The sequence below is a fragment of the Pseudomonas sp. B611 genome, from assembly GCF_055407965.1.
On record NZ_JBUZST010000001.1, the window covers coordinates 125,412 to 144,865 of the forward strand.

13 protein-coding genes and 1 pseudogene are annotated in these 19,454 nt (G+C 63.2%); 10 read left to right on the forward strand and 4 right to left on the reverse strand.

What is annotated here, in order from left to right; all coding sequences use genetic code 11:
• Window positions 1-2: 2 nt before the first annotated feature.
• Window positions 3-851: a carboxylating nicotinate-nucleotide diphosphorylase gene (nadC, locus tag ACZRMO_RS00675; RefSeq protein ID WP_463971573.1), complete on the reverse strand. Its 849-nt coding sequence runs from the start codon at window positions 849-851 to the stop codon at window positions 3-5.
• Window positions 852-1,085: 234 nt separating this feature from the next.
• Here nadC and ACZRMO_RS00680 point away from each other — a divergent pair, with 234 nt between their 5' ends.
• From ACZRMO_RS00680 to ACZRMO_RS00705, 6 genes and pseudogenes are all read left to right on the forward strand, one after another.
• A complete protein-coding gene (locus ACZRMO_RS00680; RefSeq protein ID WP_463971574.1) occupies window positions 1,086-3,254 on the forward strand; it encodes a DUF1631 domain-containing protein in 2,169 nt (722 codons plus the stop codon).
• A gap of 43 nt (window positions 3,255-3,297) precedes the next feature.
• Window positions 3,298-3,861: a 1,6-anhydro-N-acetylmuramyl-L-alanine amidase AmpD gene (gene ampD, locus ACZRMO_RS00685; RefSeq protein WP_124527520.1), complete on the forward strand. Its 564-nt coding sequence runs from the start codon at window positions 3,298-3,300 to the stop codon at window positions 3,859-3,861.
• Window positions 3,858-4,694 (forward strand): regulatory signaling modulator protein AmpE, encoded by an 837-nt coding sequence (gene ampE / locus ACZRMO_RS00690; protein WP_463971575.1) that lies wholly within the window; start codon window positions 3,858-3,860, stop codon window positions 4,692-4,694. Before ampD ends, ampE begins: the two co-directional genes overlap by 4 nt.
• A gap of 1,210 nt (window positions 4,695-5,904) precedes the next feature.
• Window positions 5,905-6,108 (forward strand): annotated as a pseudogene (locus tag ACZRMO_RS00695) (HAMP domain-containing protein); the annotation flags it as partial.
• A gap of 153 nt (window positions 6,109-6,261) precedes the next feature.
• Window positions 6,262-6,966 (forward strand): methyl-accepting chemotaxis protein, encoded by a 705-nt coding sequence (locus ACZRMO_RS00700; RefSeq protein WP_463972111.1) that lies wholly within the window; start codon window positions 6,262-6,264, stop codon window positions 6,964-6,966.
• A 125-nt stretch (window positions 6,967-7,091) separates the two neighbouring features.
• Window positions 7,092-7,520, forward strand: coding sequence for a hypothetical protein (locus ACZRMO_RS00705; protein WP_463971576.1), 429 nt, complete (start codon window positions 7,092-7,094; stop codon window positions 7,518-7,520).
• Here ACZRMO_RS00705 and ACZRMO_RS00710 read toward each other — a convergent pair.
• The gene (locus ACZRMO_RS00710) at window positions 7,467-8,243 is read right to left on the reverse strand and encodes a TatD family hydrolase (protein ID WP_463971577.1); all 777 of its coding nucleotides are present in this window, start codon (window positions 8,241-8,243) and stop codon (window positions 7,467-7,469) included. The genes ACZRMO_RS00705 and ACZRMO_RS00710 overlap by 54 nt on opposite strands.
• A gap of 2 nt (window positions 8,244-8,245) precedes the next feature.
• Window positions 8,246-9,241 (reverse strand): catabolite repressor/activator, encoded by a 996-nt coding sequence (gene cra, locus ACZRMO_RS00715; RefSeq protein ID WP_463971578.1) that lies wholly within the window; start codon window positions 9,239-9,241, stop codon window positions 8,246-8,248.
• 293 nt (window positions 9,242-9,534) lie between these two features.
• On the opposite strand from cra, the gene ptsP reads away from it, so the two are divergent.
• The 4 genes from ptsP (at window position 9,535) to ACZRMO_RS00735 (ending at window position 16,775) form a co-directional block, all read left to right on the forward strand.
• Window positions 9,535-12,393, forward strand: a complete 2,859-nt coding sequence (gene ptsP / locus ACZRMO_RS00720) for a phosphoenolpyruvate--protein phosphotransferase (RefSeq protein ID WP_463971579.1) — start codon at window positions 9,535-9,537, stop codon at window positions 12,391-12,393.
• Window positions 12,394-13,314 carry a 1-phosphofructokinase gene (gene pfkB / locus ACZRMO_RS00725; protein WP_463971580.1) on the forward strand — a complete coding sequence of 307 codons (921 nt, stop codon included), beginning with the start codon at window positions 12,394-12,396 and terminating at the stop codon, window positions 13,312-13,314. It begins immediately after the preceding gene.
• Window positions 13,315-13,325: 11 nt separating this feature from the next.
• Window positions 13,326-15,038, forward strand: a complete 1,713-nt coding sequence (locus ACZRMO_RS00730; protein ID WP_463971581.1) for a PTS fructose-like transporter subunit IIB — start codon at window positions 13,326-13,328, stop codon at window positions 15,036-15,038.
• A 195-nt stretch (window positions 15,039-15,233) separates the two neighbouring features.
• Window positions 15,234-16,775, forward strand: a complete 1,542-nt coding sequence (locus tag ACZRMO_RS00735) for an alkaline phosphatase D family protein (RefSeq protein WP_463971582.1) — start codon at window positions 15,234-15,236, stop codon at window positions 16,773-16,775.
• Window positions 16,776-16,909: 134 nt separating this feature from the next.
• Here ACZRMO_RS00735 and ACZRMO_RS00740 read toward each other — a convergent pair whose 3' ends face one another.
• Window positions 16,910-19,435, reverse strand: a complete 2,526-nt coding sequence (locus tag ACZRMO_RS00740) for a PepSY domain-containing protein (protein ID WP_463971583.1) — start codon at window positions 19,433-19,435, stop codon at window positions 16,910-16,912.
• Window positions 19,436-19,454: the final 19 nt, after the last annotated feature.

Sequence of the window (19,454 nt, forward strand, 5' to 3'; positions counted from 1 at the left end):
CCTCAGAGACTGAGCCGCATCGACAAATCCACCGCCTTCACATCCTTGGTCATCGCGCCGATGGAGATGTAGTCCACGCCGGTTTCAGCGATGGGCAGCAGCGTGCTTTCATTGATCCCGCCGCTGGCTTCCAGCTTGGCCTTGCCCGCATTCAAGCGCACCGCTTCACGCATATCGTCCAGGCTCAGTTCGTCGAGCATGATGATGTCGGCGCCCGCCGCCAGCGCCTCACGCAATTCCTCCAGGCTTTCCACTTCGATTTCCACCGGTTTGCCCGGCGCGATCTTGTGGGCGGCCGTAATGGCCTGGGCAATGCCACCGCAGGCGGCAATATGGTTTTCCTTGATCAGGAAGGCGTCATACAAACCGATGCGGTGGTTGTGACAGCCGCCGCAGGTGACCGCATATTTCTGCGCCAGGCGCAGGCCCGGCAATGTCTTGCGGGTGTCCAGCAGCTTGACCTGGGTGCTGGCGACAAAGTCCGCCAGGAACTGGGCGCGCGTCGCCACGCCAGAGAGCAGTTGCAGGAAATTCAGCGCACTGCGCTCGCCACTGAGCAGTGAGCGGGCCGGGCCTTCGAGGTGGAACAGCACCTGGTTGGGGCTGACACGTTCACCGTCGGCCACCTGCCAATGCACGGCGACCCGTGGGTCCAATTGGCGGAATACCGCATCCACCCAGGCTGTGCCGGCAATCACCGCCGCATCGCGGGTAATGATCGTGGCCTTGGCCAGCCGCTCGGCCGGGATCAATTGCGCGGTGATATCGCCGCTGCCGATGTCTTCGAGCAGCGCGCGGCGCACGTTGGCTTCGATTTCGGCGGTGAGGTCGGCAAGACGGAGATTCGGCATAACAGGCTCCACAAACAAAGTGCCTGGATTATAGGGGCAGTGTGCGTTCGAACCCATAACCCACCGCTCAATTACAGGCGAATGACAGAGTTTGCTGGCGCAACTACCCCTATTTGCAAGATAATCTCGCGCCTTGCAATTGGCGTCATAGCTTTGACGTCCTGGTGATGACTGGAATCGCGCAGCGCCCGCGCCATCATCTCCCAACAGACACCGCCGTATCAGGAGGCCAGGATGCACAATGACGGAAAGGTGGTGCCAATCAACAAGGCACAGGCTATGCCATCGCCGCTCGCGCGCTTGCCGGTGGTGTTGCTGCAGGTCCGTGACAAGGCCGCGCAGCAGTTGCAGCAAGGTCTGCAGGAACTGTTCGATAACGCCGACGACACCCTCTTCGAAATGGCCGACAAGGCGCGCAACAACCTCGACCACCATATTTTCTTTGAAGCCATGCGCGACCTGCGCCTCAAGCGCAAGAATTTCGAGCGCGTGTTCATGGAGCAACTGTTCGCTGCCTTCGCCCACCTGGGCCTGGCGGGGCAGGGGGAGCGGCAGTTGGTGCCGGTGGTGTCCTACGACGCGGTGCCGGGCACATCCCGCGACGAGCTGGAGAAAGCCGTGGCGCTGGAGGCCATGCTGGGGCGGGTGCGACACCGCGACGGCCTGGCCCTGGGGCAATTGACGGCGCGCTTGAGTGCCGTGCTGGTCAAGGGTTTGGATGAGCGCGAGAACCCATTGGGGCCGGCACTGTTGTGCGAGTTCTTCCTGCGGGCGGGGCGCAGCCTGGGTGTGGAAATTCGCGTCAAGCTGATCATGCTCAAGCTGTTTGAGAAGTACGTGCTCAGCGACGCCGATCAACTGTATGGCGAAGCCAATCAGCTGTTGGTCGCCACCGGCGTGTTGCCTGAGCTCAAGGCGGCGCCCTCGCGGCGCCCCGGCGGGCGGGCAGCCCGTGAACACTTGCGTAAAGACAGCTTGCCGGCGATCGATCTGCCGTTGGACGTAAACGGCCAGCAAGCGTTCGGCGCCTTGCAGGAACTGCTCAAGGCCGTGCGTGGCAGCGTGGCGCCCACCCTGGAAGCCAGCGCTGAACTGCAGCCGATCGCAACGCGCGACCTGCTGCGGCTGCTGTCCCATTTGCAGCAGTACGTGCCCACCCCAGACACCGAGGACGATGTTGACCTGCGTAACCAGCTGGGGCAGTTACTGACCCGGGTCAGCGTCAAGAGCGGCAAATCCCGGGTGGTAGAGGTTGCGGACGAAGACGTGATCAACCTGATGGCCATGCTGTTCGAGTTCATTCGCAAGGACCGCAACTTGCCGGGCGCGCTCAGGGCGTTGATTGCCCGGTTGCAGATTCCGCTGCTTAAAGTCGCGGTGCTGGACAAGAGTTTTTTCAGCCGCCCCAGCCACCCGGTACGGCGGCTGCTCAATGAAGTCGGTTGTGCCGCCGCGCAGTGGAGCCCACGGGAAGATTATCAGCGGGACAGCCTGTACCTGCATATCGAGCAAGTCGTGCAGCGTCTGCTGAATGAGTTTGTCGAAGATCCGGCGATTTTTTCCCTGTTGCTCGCGCAGTTCTCGGCGTTTATTGCCGATGAGCAGCGCCGCAGCGAGCTGGTCGAGCAGCACACCCGTGACGCCGAGCAATCGCGGGTGCTGAACGACGCGTCCCGCGAGCGGGTTGCCCAGGTGCTGAATCAACGGCTGTTGGGCAAGGCATTGCCGCCCGCAGTGGTGCAGTTTATACAGCAGGCGTGGAGCCAGGTGATGTTGCTGGCCAGCCTCAAGCATGGCGAGCAGTCGGTGCAGTGGCAGTCGGCGCTGCGCACCCTGGATGAGTTGATCTGGAGCGTGGGCCTGCAAAGCGACACCGAGGCTGGGCGGCATCTGCTGGAGCGCCTGCCGGGGCTGCTCAAAGCGTTGCGCGACGGCTTGACCAGCGCCGCGTTCGACCCTTTCAGCACCCGTGAATTTTTTGTGCGCTTGCAGGTATTGCACGTGCAGCCCCTGACGGGCGTCGAAGTGTTGAGCGTTGTCCGTGAGCCTTTCACCTTCGGCACCGAGTTGCCCGACACCGCCCAGGACTTGCCGGGTGATGACCCCGACCTGATCAGTGCCCTGCAGATGCGCATCGGTGACTGGATCGAGTTCCAGCAAGGCCCCGACACCGTGCTGCGCTGCAAGTTGACGGCGGTTGTGGCGCCGGCCAATCGTTACATTTTCATCAACCACAGCGGCCTCAAGGTGCTGGAGCAAAACCTCGGTCAATTGGCCCAGGCCTTCAAGCGTGGCGCCCTGCGCAGGCTTGACGACGGGCTGTTGTTTGACCGGGCGCTGGCCTCGGTGTTGGGCAATCTGCGCCAACTCAATCGCGGCAAACCATCGCAACCACAGGGCTGAACGCGGCATACTGGTCACACTTTGTCACGCTCAAGGACCCTGTATGCAGTTGGACCCCCTCAGCGGTTGGTGCAAGGGCATCCGTCATTGCCCTTCACCCAACTTCAACGAGCGCCCCGCCGGCGAAATCTCGCTGTTGGTGGTGCATAACATCAGCCTGCCACCGGCGCAGTTTGCCACTGGCAAGGTGCAGGAATTTTTCCAGAACCGCCTGGATGTCACGGAACACCCTTACTTTGAAGGGATCGCCGACCTACGCGTGTCTGCGCATTTTCTGATTGAACGCGACGGCGCCGTGACGCAGTTTGTGTCCTGCATCGACCGGGCCTGGCATGCCGGGGTCTCGTGTTTCGAGGGGCGTGAGACGTGCAATGACTTTTCCCTGGGGATCGAGTTGGAAGGCACGGATGATTTGCCGTTCACCGACGCCCAATACACGGCGCTGATCGACCTGACCCGTCAATTGCTGGCGGCTTATCCCGGCATTACCCGCCAGCGTATCTGTGGTCACAGCGATATCGCCCCGGGGCGCAAGACCGACCCCGGCCCGGCTTTTGATTGGGCGCGCTTTCGCGGCGCCCTGCAGGATGGAGGACACGCACAATGAGTTTCCTGGTATTGGTGCTGGCAGTGTGGATCGAGAAATTCTCGGCCTTGCGCCAGCGGTTGCAGTGCGACGGTGGATGGCTGCGCGAGCTGGCCAAGCTGGAATCGAGCCCGCGCATGGGCAAGCAGCCCTGGCTGATCCTGGTGCTGCTGGTGTTGCTGCCCGTGGCATTGCTGGCGCTGTTGCTGCTGGTGCTGGAACCCGTGGCTTACGGCCTGCTGGCCCTGCCGGTACACCTGTTGGTGGTGATCTACAGCTTGGGGCGTGGCGATCTATTGGCCGGGCTCGGGCCGTTTCGTGATGCCTGGCGGCGTGGCGACCTGCAAGCCGCCGAGCACGTGGCCGAGCGCGACCTGAACCTGGGCGCCGACAGCGGCGAACAACTCCTCGAACGCGTTCAAGGACATCTGCTGTGGCAGGCGTACCAGAGCTTTTTCGCCGTGATCTTCTGGTACTTCCTGCTGGGCCCGGTTGCTGCACTGGCGTATCGCCTGTTGGCATTGGCTAGCGAGCACAGTAAAAACCCGCTGGTGGCCGAACGCGCCGGGCAACTGCGCCATGCTTTTGACTGGCTGCCGGTGCGCTTGCTGGCGGCCAGCTTTGCCCTGGTGGGCAACTTCGTCGCGGTCAGCCGCGTGATGCTCCACGAACTGCTGAGTTGGGATATCAGCGCGGCTCAGCTGGTGGAAAAAGTCGGGCTGGTCGCCGCCGAAATCCCACCACCGGTGGTAGGCGCCGACGGCATCAACAGCCTCGACCGGCTGTGGGAACTGCTGCTGCGTGCGGCGGTGCTGTGGTATGCCGGCTTTGCGATCTGGACCGTGTTGCCCTAATCAAGCGAACGCGGTCAAAAATGTGGGAGCGGGCTTGCTCGCGAATGCGGTGGGTCAGTCGATGAATATGTTGACTGACACTCCGCATTCGCGAGCAAGCCCGCTCCCACATTTGTTTTGTGGTGTCTTGGCGGTCGTTAACCTTACGTTACAAAACTCCCTTTCAAATTGAGCTATATAGGTGATGGCGTTCTGCCGCTGCCCTGCGCCTCAATAAAAATAAAAGAAAGGGAGTTCACCTGTGAAGAGCTTGCTCTATCCCGCCGTCGCGCTGATGAATCGCTTGAGCTTCGGCATGAAATTCAGCCTGATCAGCGTGTTGTTCCTGCTGCCGATGCTGGCCACCAACTATTACCTTGTGCGCGACTCCTGGCGCGAATTCCAGGGCACGCGCATCGAATTGCAAAGCCTGGATTTGCTCGGCAGCAGCCTGGCCCTGCGCCGCGATCTCGAAACCTTGAACAACCAGGTGCAGATCAACGCGACCCTCGGCCAGTCTGGCAAGGCCGGTGACCTGGAGGGCAAGATCAGCACCTTGGAACAGAGTGTGCTGAGCCGCCTGCAAAGCCTCAATGCGATGGCCACCGAGCCCGAGCAAATCGCTGCGTTTGACGCCAAGCGCGATGAGTTGATCGCCGCCTTCAAGGCCCAGCAACAGGAAACCTCGTTGCTGAGCAAAAGCGCGCTGATCGGCAAGTTGCTTAACAAGGCGCAAATGCTCAGCCAGGTGATTGCCAGCCAGTCCGGCCTGAGCCGGGACCCCCAGGGCGATTTGCGCCAACTCACCGAGCTGATCACCAGCATCACCCCGCAAGTCACCCAGACCCTCGGCGAAGGTCGGGCGATGGGCGCGTATTCCCTGGGCCAGGGTTTTCTCAACTCATCCTCCAGCACGCGCTTTGACGAACTCCTGCAACAGCTGGAAAAACTCCACGGCGAATACGCCCTGAAACTGCAGGATGCCCTGGGCTCCAGCAAGGCCGCCCACGCCGCGCTCGATGGCCTGGCCCAGGCCAGCAATGCCAGCCTCAAGCAAGGCAGCGAGCTGTTTGAAGAACAAGTGGTCATGGCCGAAACCCTCGACGCGCCCTGGCAAGGGTTCTACGACCACGTCAGCCAACTGATGGCCCAGACTTACCAACTCGACGAGGCGACCCTGACCTTCCTCGGGCAGCAGCTGGAGCAGCGGCTGGCGCAAAACCGCACGCACATGGTCGGGCTGGTTTGCGCCCTCTCGGCGGTGTTTTTGCTGATCTTCTATCTGTACGCCGGCTTCTACGCCTCCACCCGCACCACCCTGAGCCGCCTGGGTGCGATGATGGATAAAGTCGCGGCGGGCGATATGACCGTCACTTTCGTTGCCCATAGCCGCGATGAGCTGGGGGAGTTGGGCCAGGTGTTCAACGGCACCGTGGCGAAAATCCATGACCTGATCGAACGCGTCGGCCACACCGTCAGCCAGGTCGAAGTCCAGGCCGGCCAGGTGGAGACGGTATCGGCCCAGAGTAACCACGCGGTGTCCGGCCAGCGCAGCCAGATCGAACAAGTGGCGACGGCGATGAACCAGATGTCGTCCACCGCCCAGGAAGTGGCGCGCAGCGCGGCGGCGGCGGTCAGCAGCGCCCACAGCGTCAACGATGAAACCGTCAGCGGGCGCAGCCTGGTGCAATCCCAGCAGGGCAGTATCGCGCGGCTCGCCTCGGAGATCGACCAGTCGGTGCGGGTGATCAACCAATTGGCCACCGACAGCCAGTCCATCAGCAGCGTATTGGAAGTGATCAAAAGCATTGCCGAGCAAACCAACCTGTTGGCGCTCAATGCTGCTATCGAGGCCGCGCGTGCCGGCGAGCAGGGGCGTGGCTTTGCGGTGGTGGCCGATGAGGTGCGTACCCTGGCCCGGCGCACGCAACACTCCACCGAAGAAATCGAGCAGATGATCAGCCGCTTGCACAACGGCGTGGCCGCAGCGGTGAAGGCCATGGGCAGTAGCCATGAAATGGCGAATGGCACGGTGGGGCAGTCAGAAAAAGTCCAGCAGGCCTTGGAAAACATCCTCGGTGCTGTAGGCATGATCGTCGATCAGAACCAGCAGATTGCCGCCGCCGTGGAGCAGCAAACGGCGGTTGCCCATGATATCGATCAGAACATCGTCGAAATCAATCGCGCTGGCGAGCATGCGGCCCACGGTGCGCATCAGACCGAAGCGGCCAGCCGCCAGCTGTCGATGCAGGTGATTGAGTTGAAGCGACTGATCGGGGCATTTCGAGTGTAGGAATCGAGAGTAGGATTTAATCTTAAGGGGTGTGGTGCTTGTCTTGATTTACTTGCTGATCTTTCATTGCGACCTGAGTTGGTGAGATTTTGTTTCATCTAACCACGGTCTCGGGAGACTCGGCGATGACCGCAATAATCGGCATTCGAGGCCATTGCGCCCAATGCAACATGACGTTTGAACTCAAGCCTTGGCAATTGAATTCCATCGCCATCGACGAACCCTTTGAATGCACGTATTGCCAGTCGTGTCTCAGGTTGGTCAGCCAAAAACAGCTGTGTCAGTTCCGCGCCTTGAACCAGTGGGGGTTGGTGCGCCCGAGCATGATCATCCTGACCTGCGCGGCCTTGCTGGTGGCGTTGGTGGCAGAGTGGGTGGGGCTGATCAGCGTGATCGGGCAGTTCAATATCTCGCTGGTGACGGTGTTGATTCATTTCCTGGTATTGCGTTATGCCCGCTACCGGCAACGCATGACCCTCAACCTGCACAGCGTCAGCCGGCTACCAATCGAACAGCTCGCACGCATTGCGTGTACTCGCCTGCGCGAGCAATAGCGGGGCGATGCCCATGCGTTCGGCCAGGGCGCTGCAAATATCCGGCAAGTGCTGCGGGCTATTGCGCTGGCCAGGGTACATGGCGGGGGCCATATCCGGCGAGTCGGTCTCCAGCACCACGCTGTCCAGCGGCAACTGCGCCAGCACCTTATGCATGCGCAACGCCTGGGGCCAGGTGGCCGCGCCGCCCAGGCCGAGCTTGAAACCCAGCTTGATGTATTCGCGGGCTTCCTCCGAGCTGCCGGCGAAGGCATGGATGATGCCGCCCCGTGGCAGGCGGATGCGCTTGAGGGTGGCGATTACGGCCGCGTGGCTGCGGCGTACGTGCAGCAGCGCCGGCAGTTGGAAGTCTGCGGCGAGTTTCAGCTGGGCGTCAAACAGGCTTTGTTGGCGCTCGCGGTCCAGGTGTTCGAGAAAGTAATCCAGGCCGATCTCGCCCACTGCACACAGTTGCCGATGGCCGTTTAAGCGGGTCAGCCAATCCCCCAGTTCCACCAGGTCGCCGGGGCGATGCTCATCGAGGTACACCGGGTGCAGGCCAAAGGCTGCGAACAAACCTTCATCCGCTTGCACCAGATCCCACAACCGCTGCCAATTCTGCTGATACACCCCCAGCACCACCATGCGGCGCACACCGAGTGCACGGCTGTGGGCGAGGACTTCACGGCGGTCGCTGTCGAAGTCCGCGAAGTCCAGGTGGGTGTGTGTGTCGATCAGCTCCACGTTCAGGCCTCGCGGATACGCTGCTTGAAGGTCCGGCCAATGGCATGCACGCCCGGCTGGTAGTGCTGCTCTTCAATCGCTGCCAGCGCCAGTTTCAGCGCGGTATCGGCGATCAACTGATGTTGCTGGGCCATGGCGTTGACCGGCAGCGGCAGGAAATCCAGCAGTTGCGTGTCACCAAACGTGCCCAGGCGCAGGGGGCGCGACTTCAGCGGGAAGTCATGCAGTGCATCAAACACGCCTTGCAGCAGCACGTAGGACGTTGTCACCAGCGCGTCAGGCAAATGCCCCAGGCGTTGCAGCAGTTGCTCCATCAACTGTCGGCCACAGTCACGGCTGAAGGCTTCGCCCTGTTCGACGATCACCTCACCGCCGAACCCTTGCAGCGCGTCACGGAAACCCGCCGCACGCTCCTGGCTGATGCTCAGCTCTGGCCGTGCGCCGATCAGCACGATCTGCTTGGGCAGCGGTTGCAACAGGCTGCTGGTCAGTTGCTGGCAGGCCTGGCGGTCGTCGCTGACCACCGAGCAGAACTGCGCGGTCTCCATCACCCGGTCGATGGCGATGACCGGCAGACCCTTGGCTTGCAGTTCGCGGTAGCTGTCGTCGCTGGCCGGCAGGCAGCTGGCGACAAACAGCGCATCGCAGCGCCGCGCGCGAAACAGTTGCAGCAACTGGCGCTCGCTGTTGGCGTCATCGTCGGAGCTGGCGATCAGCAACTGATAGCCACGTGCCCGTGCACCTTGCTCCAACAGCTTGGCGATGCGTGCGTAACTGGGGTTTTCCAGGTCGGGCAGGATAAAACCCAAGGTGCGCGTGTGCCGACTGCGCAGCCCGGCGGCTTGGGGGTTGGGCGTAAACCCATGGGCTTCAACCACGGCACGCACCCGTTCGACGGTGGCGTTGCTGATCCGTTGTTGTTCGGCCTTGCCATTGATGACGTAGCTGGCGGTGGTCACGGACACACCGGCCAAGCGTGCAATATCACTGAGTTTCAAACCGGGATTTCCTTGTTTTTTGGAGCTTGCCCCGACATTTTGTCCAATCGTAACCGATTACTGCACACGACCAATGTCCTAGCTCAAGTGCCGAGTGGTCCTTCAAGGATGCTCAATTAACGCGTAATCTGCCATAAATTCTAGATTAAACGTTTCAGCAAGCGTATTTTTACGATCTTCGCTACTGAGTGGCCACTGCCAATTGACTACTCAGTCAGCTATTGCGCAACGCCATTACACTGTTTATTCAAAACAATACCTAGTGCGCCCATCGCACTAACTAGGAGAACGGCATGCTTGAGCTCACCCACGAGCAGATTTCCATGGGCCAGGTGGCTGTGGATAAGTCTGCTGCCTTGCACCTGCTCGCTGAAAAACTGGTGGCCGACGGCCTGGTCGCCGAGGGTTACCTCAGCGGTTTGCAAGCCCGTGAAGCCCAAGGCTCGACCTTTCTCGGCCAAGGTATTGCGATCCCCCATGGCACCCCCGAAACCCGCGACCAGGTGTTTGCCACCGGCGTGCGCCTGCTGCAGTTCCCCGAAGGGGTGGACTGGGGCGACGGCCAGATCGTCTACCTGGCGATCGGCATTGCGGCCAAATCCGATGAACACTTGCGCCTGCTGCAACTGCTGACCCGCGCCCTCGGTGAGACCGACCTCGGCCAGGCACTGCGCCGCGCCGGTAGCGCCGAAGCCTTGCTCAAACTGCTGCAAGGCGCGCCGCAGGAACTGGCGCTGGATGCGCAGATGATCAGCCTGGGCGTGTCGGCCGATGATTTCGAAGAGCTTGTCTGGAGAGGTGCGCGCCTGTTGCGCCAGGCCGATTGTGTGAGCAACGGCTTCGCCGCCGTGTTGCAGCAGGTCGATGCGCTGCCCCTGGGCGATGGCCTGTGGTGGCTGCACAGCGAGCAGACGGTCAAGCGCCCGGGCCTGGCGTTTGTCACCCCGGACAAACCCATGCGCTACCTCGGTCAGCCGCTCAACGGCCTGTTCTGCCTGGCCAGCCTTGGCGAAGCCCACCAAACCTTGCTGGAGCGCCTGTGCGCCCTGCTGATCGAAGGCCGTGGCCAGGAACTGGGCCGCGCCACCAGCAGCCGCGCCGTACTCGAAGTGCTCGGCGGCGAACTGCCGCCCGACTGGCCCAGCGCACGCATTACCCTGGCCAACGCCCACGGCCTGCACGCGCGGCCGGCGAAGATCCTCGCGCAATTGGCAAAAAGTTTTGACGGCGATCTGCGCGTGCGCATCGTCGATGGCCCGGTGGGCGCCGTCTCGGTGAAGAGCTTGAGCAAACTGCTGAGCCTTGGCGCCCGCCGTGGCCAGGTGCTGGAATTTGTCGCCGAACCGACGATTGCCGGCGACGCGCTGCCAGCGCTGTTGGCCGCCGTAGCAGAAGGCCTGGGTGAAGAGATCGAGCCGCTGCCGACCGTCAGCGCGCAACCGGCCACGGTCGAGGTCGAACCGCTGCTCAGCGCACCGTTGAGCGGCAGCCAGCTCCAGGCCATCGCCGCCGCGCCGGGCATCGCCATCGGCCCGGCGCATATCCAGATTCAACAAGTGTTCGATTACCCGCTGCGTGGCGAGTCCTCGGCCATCGAGCGCCAGCGCCTGCAAGCCGCCCTGGCCGATGTGCGCCGCGATATCCAGGGCCTGATCGAACGCAGCCAGGCCAAGGCGATCCGCGAGATTTTCATCACCCACCAGGAAATGCTCGACGACCCGGAACTCAGCGACGAAGTCGATACGCGCCTCAAGCAAGGCGAAAGCGCCGAAGCCGCGTGGATGAGCGTGATCGAAGCCGCCGCCAAGCAGCAGGAATCGTTGCAGGACGCCTTGCTCGCCGAGCGCGCCGCCGACCTGCGGGACATTGGCCGCCGCGTGCTGGCGCAACTGTGCGGTGTCGAAACCGCCCGCGAGCCCAGCGAGCCGTACATCCTGGTGATGGACGAAGTCGGCCCGTCCGACGTGGCGCGCCTTGATCCGACCCGCGTCGCCGGCATCCTCACTGCCCGTGGCGGCGCAACGGCCCACAGCGCCATCGTCGCCCGTGCCCTCGGCATTCCGGCGCTGGTGGGCGCGGGGCCCGCTGTCTTGCTGCTGGCCTCCGGCACGCCCCTGCTGCTGGACGGCCAGCGCGGCCGCCTGCATGTGGACGCCGACGCCGCCACCCTGCAACGGGCTACCGTCGAGCGCGACACCCGCGAGCAACGCCTGCAAGCCGCTGCGGCCCAGCGCCATGAACCGGCGCTGACCCGTGACGGTCACGCCGTGGAAGTGTTCGCCAATATCGGCGAAAGCGCCGGTGTGGCCAGTGCGGTGGAGCAGGGTGCCGAAGGCATTGGTTTGCTGCGCACCGAACTGATCTTTATGGCCCACCCACAAGCGCCGGACGAAGCCACCCAGGAAGCCGAATACCGCCGCGTCCTCGATGGCCTTGGCGGGCGTCCGCTGGTGGTGCGCACCCTCGATGTGGGCGGGGACAAACCGCTGCCGTATTGGCCGATTGCCCAGGAAGAAAACCCCTTCCTCGGCGTGCGCGGCATTCGCCTGACCTTGCAGCGTCCGCAGATCATGGAAGCGCAATTGCGCGCGCTACTACGTTCCGCGGATAGCCGTCCGCTGCGCATCATGTTCCCCATGGTCGGCAGCGTCGATGAATGGCGCGCCGCCCGCGACATGACCGAGCGCCTGCGCCTGGAAATCCCGGTGGCCGACCTGCAACTGGGGATCATGATCGAAGTGCCGTCGGCGGCCTTGCTCGCCCCGGTGCTGGCCAAGGAAGTGGACTTCTTCAGCGTTGGCACCAACGACCTGACCCAGTACACCCTGGCCATCGACCGTGGCCATCCGACCCTGTCCGCCCAGGCCGATGGCCTGCACCCGGCGGTGTTGCAACTGATCGACATCACCGTGCGCGCGGCCCATGCCCATGGCAAATGGGTGGGTGTGTGCGGCGAGCTGGCGGCGGACCCGCTGGCCGTGCCGGTGCTGATCGGCCTGGGGGTGGACGAGTTGAGCGTGTCGGCCCGCAGCATTCCCGAAGTGAAGGCGCGGGTGCGTGAATTCAGTCTGAGCGAGGCCCAGGGCCTGGCGCAAAAAGCACTTGCGGTGGGTTCGCCCGCCGAAGTGCGTGCCCTTGTGGAGGCCGTGTAGATGGCAAGGATTCTGACCCTGACGCTGAACCCGGCGTTGGACCTGACCATTCGCCTGGCGCGCTTGGAGGCGGGTGAGGTCAACCGCAGCGAAACCATGCTCACCCATGCCGCCGGCAAAGGCGTGAATGTGGCGCAGGTGTTGGCTGACCTCGGCCATCAAGTGACCGTGGGTGGCTTCCTGGGTGAAGACAATCCACAGCCGTTTGACGCGCTGATCGACCGCCGTGGGTTTGCCGACGCGTTCATCCGCGTGCCCGGCGAAACCCGCAGCAATATCAAGATCGCCGAACAGGACGGGCGGGTCACCGATATCAACGCGCCGGGGCCGCAAGTGAGTGAACAGGCGCAGCACGCCTTGCTCGAAAAGCTGGCGCAGATGGCATCCGGTTTTGATGCGGTCGTTGTTGCGGGTAGCTTGCCGCGCGGCGTCAGCCCGCAGTGGTTTCAGCACTTGCTGGCGCAGCTGAAAAACCTCGGCTTGAAAGTCGCCCTCGACACCAGCGGCGAAGCGTTGCGCGCCGGTTTGCAGGCGGGCCCGTGGCTGGTCAAGCCCAACACCGAAGAGCTGGCCGAGGCCTTGGGCAATGCCAGTGATGCCATCAGCCAATTGCACCGGTTGGGAGTGGAACACGTGGTGGTGTCCGACGGCGCTGCCGGTGTGAACTGGTACCGCCCCGGTGCCGCGTTGCATGCCACGCCGCCAGAGGTCACGGTCGCCAGCACGGTGGGCGCGGGCGACTCGCTGCTCGCCGGGATGCTCCACGGTTTGCTCAGTGGCGACACCCCGGAGCAGACCCTGCGCCGCGCCACGGCGATTGCCGCGATGGCGGTGACGCAGATCGGTTTTGGCATCAGCGATGACGCGCAGTTGGCGCGCCTCGAAAGCGGCGTCGATGTACGCACGCTGACAGAACAATAAGAGGGTTTGTGATGAAGTTAGCCATTGTTACTGCCTGCCCGAACGGCATGGTCACCAGTGTGCTGTGCGCCCGCTTGCTGGACGCCGCCGCGCAACGCCAGGGCTGGAGCACCAGCGTCGAAGTGGTCGACGTGCAGCGCCCGGAACGTCAGTTGTCCCAGGCGATCATCGACGATGCCGAGTGGGTGTTGCTGGTCAGCAGCACGCCGGTGGACATGCAGCGGTTTGTCGGCAAGCGCGTGTTCCAGAGCACGCCGGCCCAGGCGCTGGCGGATGTTGAAGCGGTGTTGCGCCGTGGCGCCGAAGAGGCGGTGGTGTATGTCGCCCCTGAAGGCGCGGCCAAGAACGCGCCGCGTATCGTTGCCGTCACCGCTTGCCCAACTGGTGTGGCGCACACCTTCATGGCCGCCGAAGCCTTGCAGCAGACCGCCAAGCGCCTGGGCTATGACTTGCAGGTCGAGACCCAGGGTTCGGTCGGCGCGCGTACGCCGTTGAGCCCGCAAGCCATCGCTGATGCCGATGTGGTGTTGTTGGCGGCGGATATCGAAGTCGCCACCGAGCGCTTCGCCGGCAAGAAGATCTACCGCTGCGGCACCGGTATTGCCCTCAAGCAAGCCGAAGCGACCCTCAACAAGGCCCTGGCCGAAGGCGCGGTGGAAAGCAGCGGTAGCGCTGCGGTGGCCAAGGCGGAAAAGACCGGCGTGTACAAACACTTGCTCACCGGTGTGTCGTTCATGCTGCCGATGGTGGTGGCGGGCGGGTTGTTGATTGCGTTGTCATTCATGTTCGGCATTACCGCTTTTGAACAGGAAGGCACGCTGGCCGCCGCGCTGAAAACCGTCGGCGATCGCGCCTTTATGTTGATGGTGCCGCTGCTGGCGGGTTATATCGCCTACTCGATTGCCGACCGTCCTGGCATCGCGCCCGGCATGATCGGTGGCCTGCTGGCCGGTACGTTGGGTGCGGGTTTTATCGGCGGGATCTTCGCCGGTTTCCTCGCCGGGTACTGCGTCAAGCTGATCACCCGTGCGGTGAAATTGCCCCAGAGCCTGGAGGCGCTCAAGCCGATCCTGATCATCCCGTTGCTGGCGAGTCTGATCACCGGCCTGGCGATGATCTACCTGGTGGGTCCGCCAGTGGCGCGCATGCTGGCGGGCTTGACCGACTTCCTCAGCACCATGGGCACCACCAATGCCGTGCTGCTCGGCATCCTGCTCGGCGGCATGATGTGCGTCGATCTCGGCGGGCCGATCAACAAGGCGGCGTATGCGTTCTCGGTCGGCCTGCTGGCGGCCCACAGCGGCGCGCCGATGGCCGCGGTCATGGCCGCTGGCATGGTGCCGCCGATTGGCATGGGCATCGCGACGTTCCTGGCACGGCGCAAGTTTGCCCAGACCGAACGCGAGGCGGGCAAGGCGGCGATGATCCTGGGGATGTGCTTTATCTCTGAAGGCGCGATCCCGTTTGCCGCCAAGGACCCGCTGCGGGTGATCCCGGCGAGTATTGCCGGGGGGGCGTTGACGGGGGCGTTGTCGATGTATTTTGGCTGCGTGCTGGCGGCGCCTCATGGTGGGTTGTTTGTGTTGATCATCCCGAATGCGATGAACCATGCGCTGCTGTATTTGCTGGCGATTGTGGCGGGGAGTGTGTTGACGGGGTTGGTGTATGCGGTGATCAAGCGGCCGGAAGTGGTCGAGCTGTCGGTTGCACCTGTTGAAGCCTGACGCAATCTAAAAACTGTGGGAGCGGGCTTGCTCGCGAAAACGGTGGGTCAGTCAAAGATGTTCTAACTGACCCACCGTTTTCGCGAGCAAGCCCGCTCCCACATTTTGATCTCCATTGATCGCAAGACCTGTGTCATATCCGCTTCATGCCTGCATGCTTAAGTTGTCCTTTTGATATTCAAGAGGGCACCTCGCATGAGCCACTTCGATCTCGGCCGTCGCCGTGTGATGCAAGCCGTCGGCGCCGGGCTGTTGCTGCCGGGCCTGGCGCCGGCGGTGATTGCTTCGGTCAAGGACCGCCCGCAACTCACCGATGGCGTGCAGTCCGGCGACTTGCTTGGCGACCGCGCGATGATCTGGAGCCGCAGCGACCGCCCCGCCCGTATGGTGGTGGAGTGGGACACCCGCAGCGTGTTCAGCAACCCGCGCAAGTTCATCTCACCCCTGGCCGACAACCGCAGCGACTTTACCGCCCGCGTCGAACTCACCGGGCTGCCCGCCGACCAGGCGATCTTCTACCGCGTGCACTTCGAAGACGCCCAGACCGGCGTTGCCAGCGAGCCCTGGTTCGGCCACCTGCGCAGCATGCCGCAACAGCGCCGCGACATTCGTTTTGTGTGGAGCGGCGACACCGTCGGCCAGGGCTTCGGCATCAACCCGGACATCGGCGGCATGCGCATCTACGAAGCCATGCGCCTGCGCCTGCCGGACTTCTTTATTCACAGCGGCGACACCATCTACGCCGACGGCCCGGTGCCCGCGCAACTGGTCACCGAAGGCGGGCGTATCTGGCGCAATATCACCACCGAAGCCAAGAGCAAAGTCGCGGAAACCCTCGACGAATATCGCGGCAACTACCGCTACAACCTGCTGGATGAAAACGTGCGCCGCTTCAATGCCGAAGTGCCGCAGATCTGGCAGTGGGACGATCACGAAGTGGTCAACAACTGGTCGCCGAGCAAGCAGCTCGATGAGCGTTACCAGACCAAGGACATCAACACCCTGGTCGGCCGCGCGCGCCAGGCCTGGCTGGAATATTCACCGATGCGCCGCCAGGCCGCCGACGGTGGCGGGCGGATCTATCGCAAGCTCAGCTACGGGCCGCTGCTGGATGTCTTTGTGCTGGATATGCGCAGCTATCGCGGGCCCAACGATGACAACCTGGGCGGCGAAAAGCCCTTCCTCGGCCGTGCGCAATTGGATTGGCTCAAGCGTGAGCTCAAGGGCTCGCAGGCGCAGTGGAAAGTCATTGCCGCCGATATGCCCATCGGCCTTGGCGTGCCGGATGGCGAGGTGAGCCCCGGCGTGCCGCGTTGGGAGGCGATTGCCAACAATGACCCAGGCGCGCCCCAAGGGCGTGAGCTGGAGATTGCCGAACTGCTGGGGTTTTTGCGGGCGCAAAAGGTGCGCAACCATGTGTGGCTGACCGCCGATGTGCATTACTGCGCGGCGCATCACTACCACCCGGATCGCGCGGCGTTCCAGGATTTCGAGCCGTTTTGGGAGTTTGTCGCGGGGCCTTTGAATGCGGGGAGTTTTGGGCCGAATCCGTTGGATAAAACCTTCGGGCCGGAAGTGGTGTTTGAGAAGGCGCCACCGGCACAGAACACCTCGCCGTTTGCCGGGTTTCAGTTTTTTGGTGAGGTGCAGATTGATGGGCAGACGGCGGAGTTGACGGTGATCTTGCGGGATCTGGATGGGGTCTCAGTGTTCGAGCAAAAACTCCAACCCGTCTGACTTGGAATGCAATTAAAACTGTGGGAGCTGGCTTGCCTGCGATAGCGGTGTGTCAGCTTGCACATTTGCTACTGATACACCGCTATCGCAGGCAAGCCAGCTCCCACATTTTGATCTCCATTGGCTTTGGAGGGTCAGTACACGTCGCGACGGTAGCGGCCCTGCTCAATGAGGCGCTCTACCGCTTCATTGCCCAGAATATCCACCAACGCCTGATCCACCCCAGCCGCCATTCCCTGCAAACTCCCGCACACATAAATCGCCGCACCCTCGGCCAGCCACTTGCGCAGCACGTCCGCCGATTCACGCAGGCGGTCCTGCACGTAGATTTTTTCCTCTTGGTCGCGGGAAAACGCCAGGTCCAGCAACGCCAGGTCGCCGCTGGCCAGCCAGCCTTGCAGCTCGTCCTGGCAGAGGAAGTCGTGGGCGATATTGCGTTCGCCGAACAGCAGCCAGTTGCGTTGCTGGCCATCGGCAATGCGTGCCTTGAGCAAGCTGCGCAGGCCCGCCAGACCGGTGCCGTTGCCCAGCAGGATCATCGGCACCGGCGCGTCCGGCAGGTGGAAGCCACTGTTGCGGCGCAGGCGCAGGCTGATGGCCGAGCCAAGGGCGGCGTGTTCGGTGAGCCAACCGGAACCCAGGCCCAGGCTGCCGTCGGGGTGGCGTTCCTGGCGCACGATCAGCTCCAGCACGCCGTCGCTGGCAATCGAGGCGATGGAGTATTCACGCATGCCCAGGGGCACCAGCGCATTCACCAGCGCCTGAGCGTGCAGGCCCACCAGATGAGCGCGATGGGTCGGCAGTTGGCGGGTGGCCAGGGCCTGGTCGAGGGTGTGCGCCAGGTCGTCGATCAACACGCCGTCACTGCCGGCCAGCCCGAGGCCTTCGAGGAAGTGCTCGATGGCCCAGGGGCAATTGCGCGGGATGATTTCCACCAGGTCGCCGGCTTGCCAGGTCTGTGGTGACGCCGGGGTCAGGCCCAGCAGGTAGACGTCGGAGCCGCTGCTGTCGCGGTTGAGCAGGGTGCGCTGGGCCAGCGTCCAGTTTTCGTACTGCGCGGTCGGCCATGCTGCAGTGGGGGCGTGACCGGTCAGTTGCCCAAGCTGTTGTTGCCAGTGCAGCAGGGCAGTGGTGTCGCCGCTGTCCACTTCCACGGGGGCGAACAGCGGGTTGCCGCCCTGGTTGGTCAGCCAGAAATGCAGGCGCCGGGCGAAGCCGCAGAAGTGTTCGTACTGCCGATCACCCAGGGCCAATACCGAGTAGTTCAAGCCTTTGAGGGGCAGGTCCTGGCCCAGCACGCTGCGCTCAAAACCACGGGCGCTGTCGGGCGCTTCGCCGTCGCCGAAGGTGCTGACCACGAACAGGGCGTTTTCGGACTGGCGCAGGTCATCCTGGCTGACGCTGCCCAGGGGCTGCACCTTCACCGGCAGGCCGGCGGCCTGCAATTGCCCGGCGGTTTGCCAGGCCAGTTGTTCGGCGAAACCGCTCTGGCTGGCGAAGCCGATCAGCCACGCCGGGGCATCGCTGTGGTTGGCGCCGAGGCCTTTGCGCGCGTCGCGCACTTGGCGTTTTTTGCGGCGACGGTCGAGGTACAGCAGCCAGCCGGTGATGAAAAACAACGGCATCAGCAACGAACTGACGGTGAGGATGATGCGCCCCGCCAGGCCGAAGTAGCTGCCGGTGTGCAGCGCGTAGACGCTGGTCAGCAACTGGGAACCGAGGGTCTTGCTGGCGTAACGGTCGTGGGATTTGACCTCGCCGGTGGCGGTGTCGAGGTTGAGCTGGTTCAGCGCGCGGTCGTGGGGCGAGTCTTTCAGCAGGTAGTAGACCGTGGCCGGTTGCCCGGCGACGGCGGGCATGCGGATGTTGTAGGCACTCAAGCCAGGGCCGGCGCTGCTGTAGATGCTGCTCCACATCGCGTCATAGTTGGCCACGGGCGCCGGGCCTTGCGGCGGTGGGCCGCGCTTGCGCATGCGCTCGTTTTGCGGCGCGTCGGACAGCAGTTTGGTCACGCCCTGGTTGTACCAGTCGTAGGACCAATACAACCCGGTCAACGCCGCCAGCAGGTAGGCCAGCAGGCACCAGGTGCCGAACACCGAGTGCAGGTCCCAGTTGAAGCTGCGACCTTTCTTGCGCCAGTCCAGGGTCAGCCATACGCGCCAGCTGGCGACCTGGCGCGGCCAGCGCAGGTACAGGCCGGACAGGCAGAAGAACACCAGGATCAGCGTGCACGCGCCGGTGATGTTGCGCCCGGTGTCGCCCATTACGAGGAAGCGATGGAATTGCAGGAGGAAGCCGAACACGTCCTGGCCGACCACGTCGCCCATGTAGTCGCCGGTGTATGGATCGAAATAGCGCAACTGGCCACGGCGCTCGCCGGGTGGCGGGGTGAAGAACACGCGCGCGGCATTGCCGCTGTCGCTTTCGACGAAGAGCATGGCCACGGTCTGGCCTTCGGTGGCCTCCAGTTTGCGCACCAGTTCGGCGGGCGGCAGCACGCCGGCGTCGCGTTTTTCCACCGTCAGTACGCTGGGGTTGAGTGCCCGCAGGATTTCATCCTGAAACGAAACCGCTGCCCCGGTGATCCCCATCAAGGCCAGCACCAGCCCGGCCGTAATGCCGAAGAACCAGTGCAACTGGAACAGGGTTTTCTTCAACACGTCTGACCGCCTCGTCTAT

What these genes read in the sequence shown, in the direction of transcription:
- ampE (WP_463971575.1), top strand. Translation starts at nt 3,858, where the DNA reads ATGAGTTTCCTGGTATTGGTGCTGGCAGTGTGGATCGAGAAATTCTCG.
- pfkB (WP_463971580.1), top strand. Translation starts at nt 12,394, where the DNA reads ATGGCAAGGATTCTGACCCTGACGCTGAACCCGGCGTTGGACCTGACC.
- ACZRMO_RS00705 (WP_463971576.1), top strand. Translation starts at nt 7,092, where the DNA reads ATGACCGCAATAATCGGCATTCGAGGCCATTGCGCCCAATGCAACATG.
- ampD (WP_124527520.1), top strand. Translation starts at nt 3,298, where the DNA reads ATGCAGTTGGACCCCCTCAGCGGTTGGTGCAAGGGCATCCGTCATTGC.
- ACZRMO_RS00735 (WP_463971582.1), top strand. Translation starts at nt 15,234, where the DNA reads ATGAGCCACTTCGATCTCGGCCGTCGCCGTGTGATGCAAGCCGTCGGC.
- nadC (WP_463971573.1), bottom strand. Translation starts at nt 851, where the DNA reads ATGCCGAATCTCCGTCTTGCCGACCTCACCGCCGAAATCGAAGCCAAC.
- ACZRMO_RS00700 (WP_463972111.1), top strand. Translation starts at nt 6,262, where the DNA reads ATGTCGTCCACCGCCCAGGAAGTGGCGCGCAGCGCGGCGGCGGCGGTC.
- ptsP (WP_463971579.1), top strand. Translation starts at nt 9,535, where the DNA reads ATGCTTGAGCTCACCCACGAGCAGATTTCCATGGGCCAGGTGGCTGTG.
- ACZRMO_RS00680 (WP_463971574.1), top strand. Translation starts at nt 1,086, where the DNA reads ATGCACAATGACGGAAAGGTGGTGCCAATCAACAAGGCACAGGCTATG.
- ACZRMO_RS00730 (WP_463971581.1), top strand. Translation starts at nt 13,326, where the DNA reads ATGAAGTTAGCCATTGTTACTGCCTGCCCGAACGGCATGGTCACCAGT.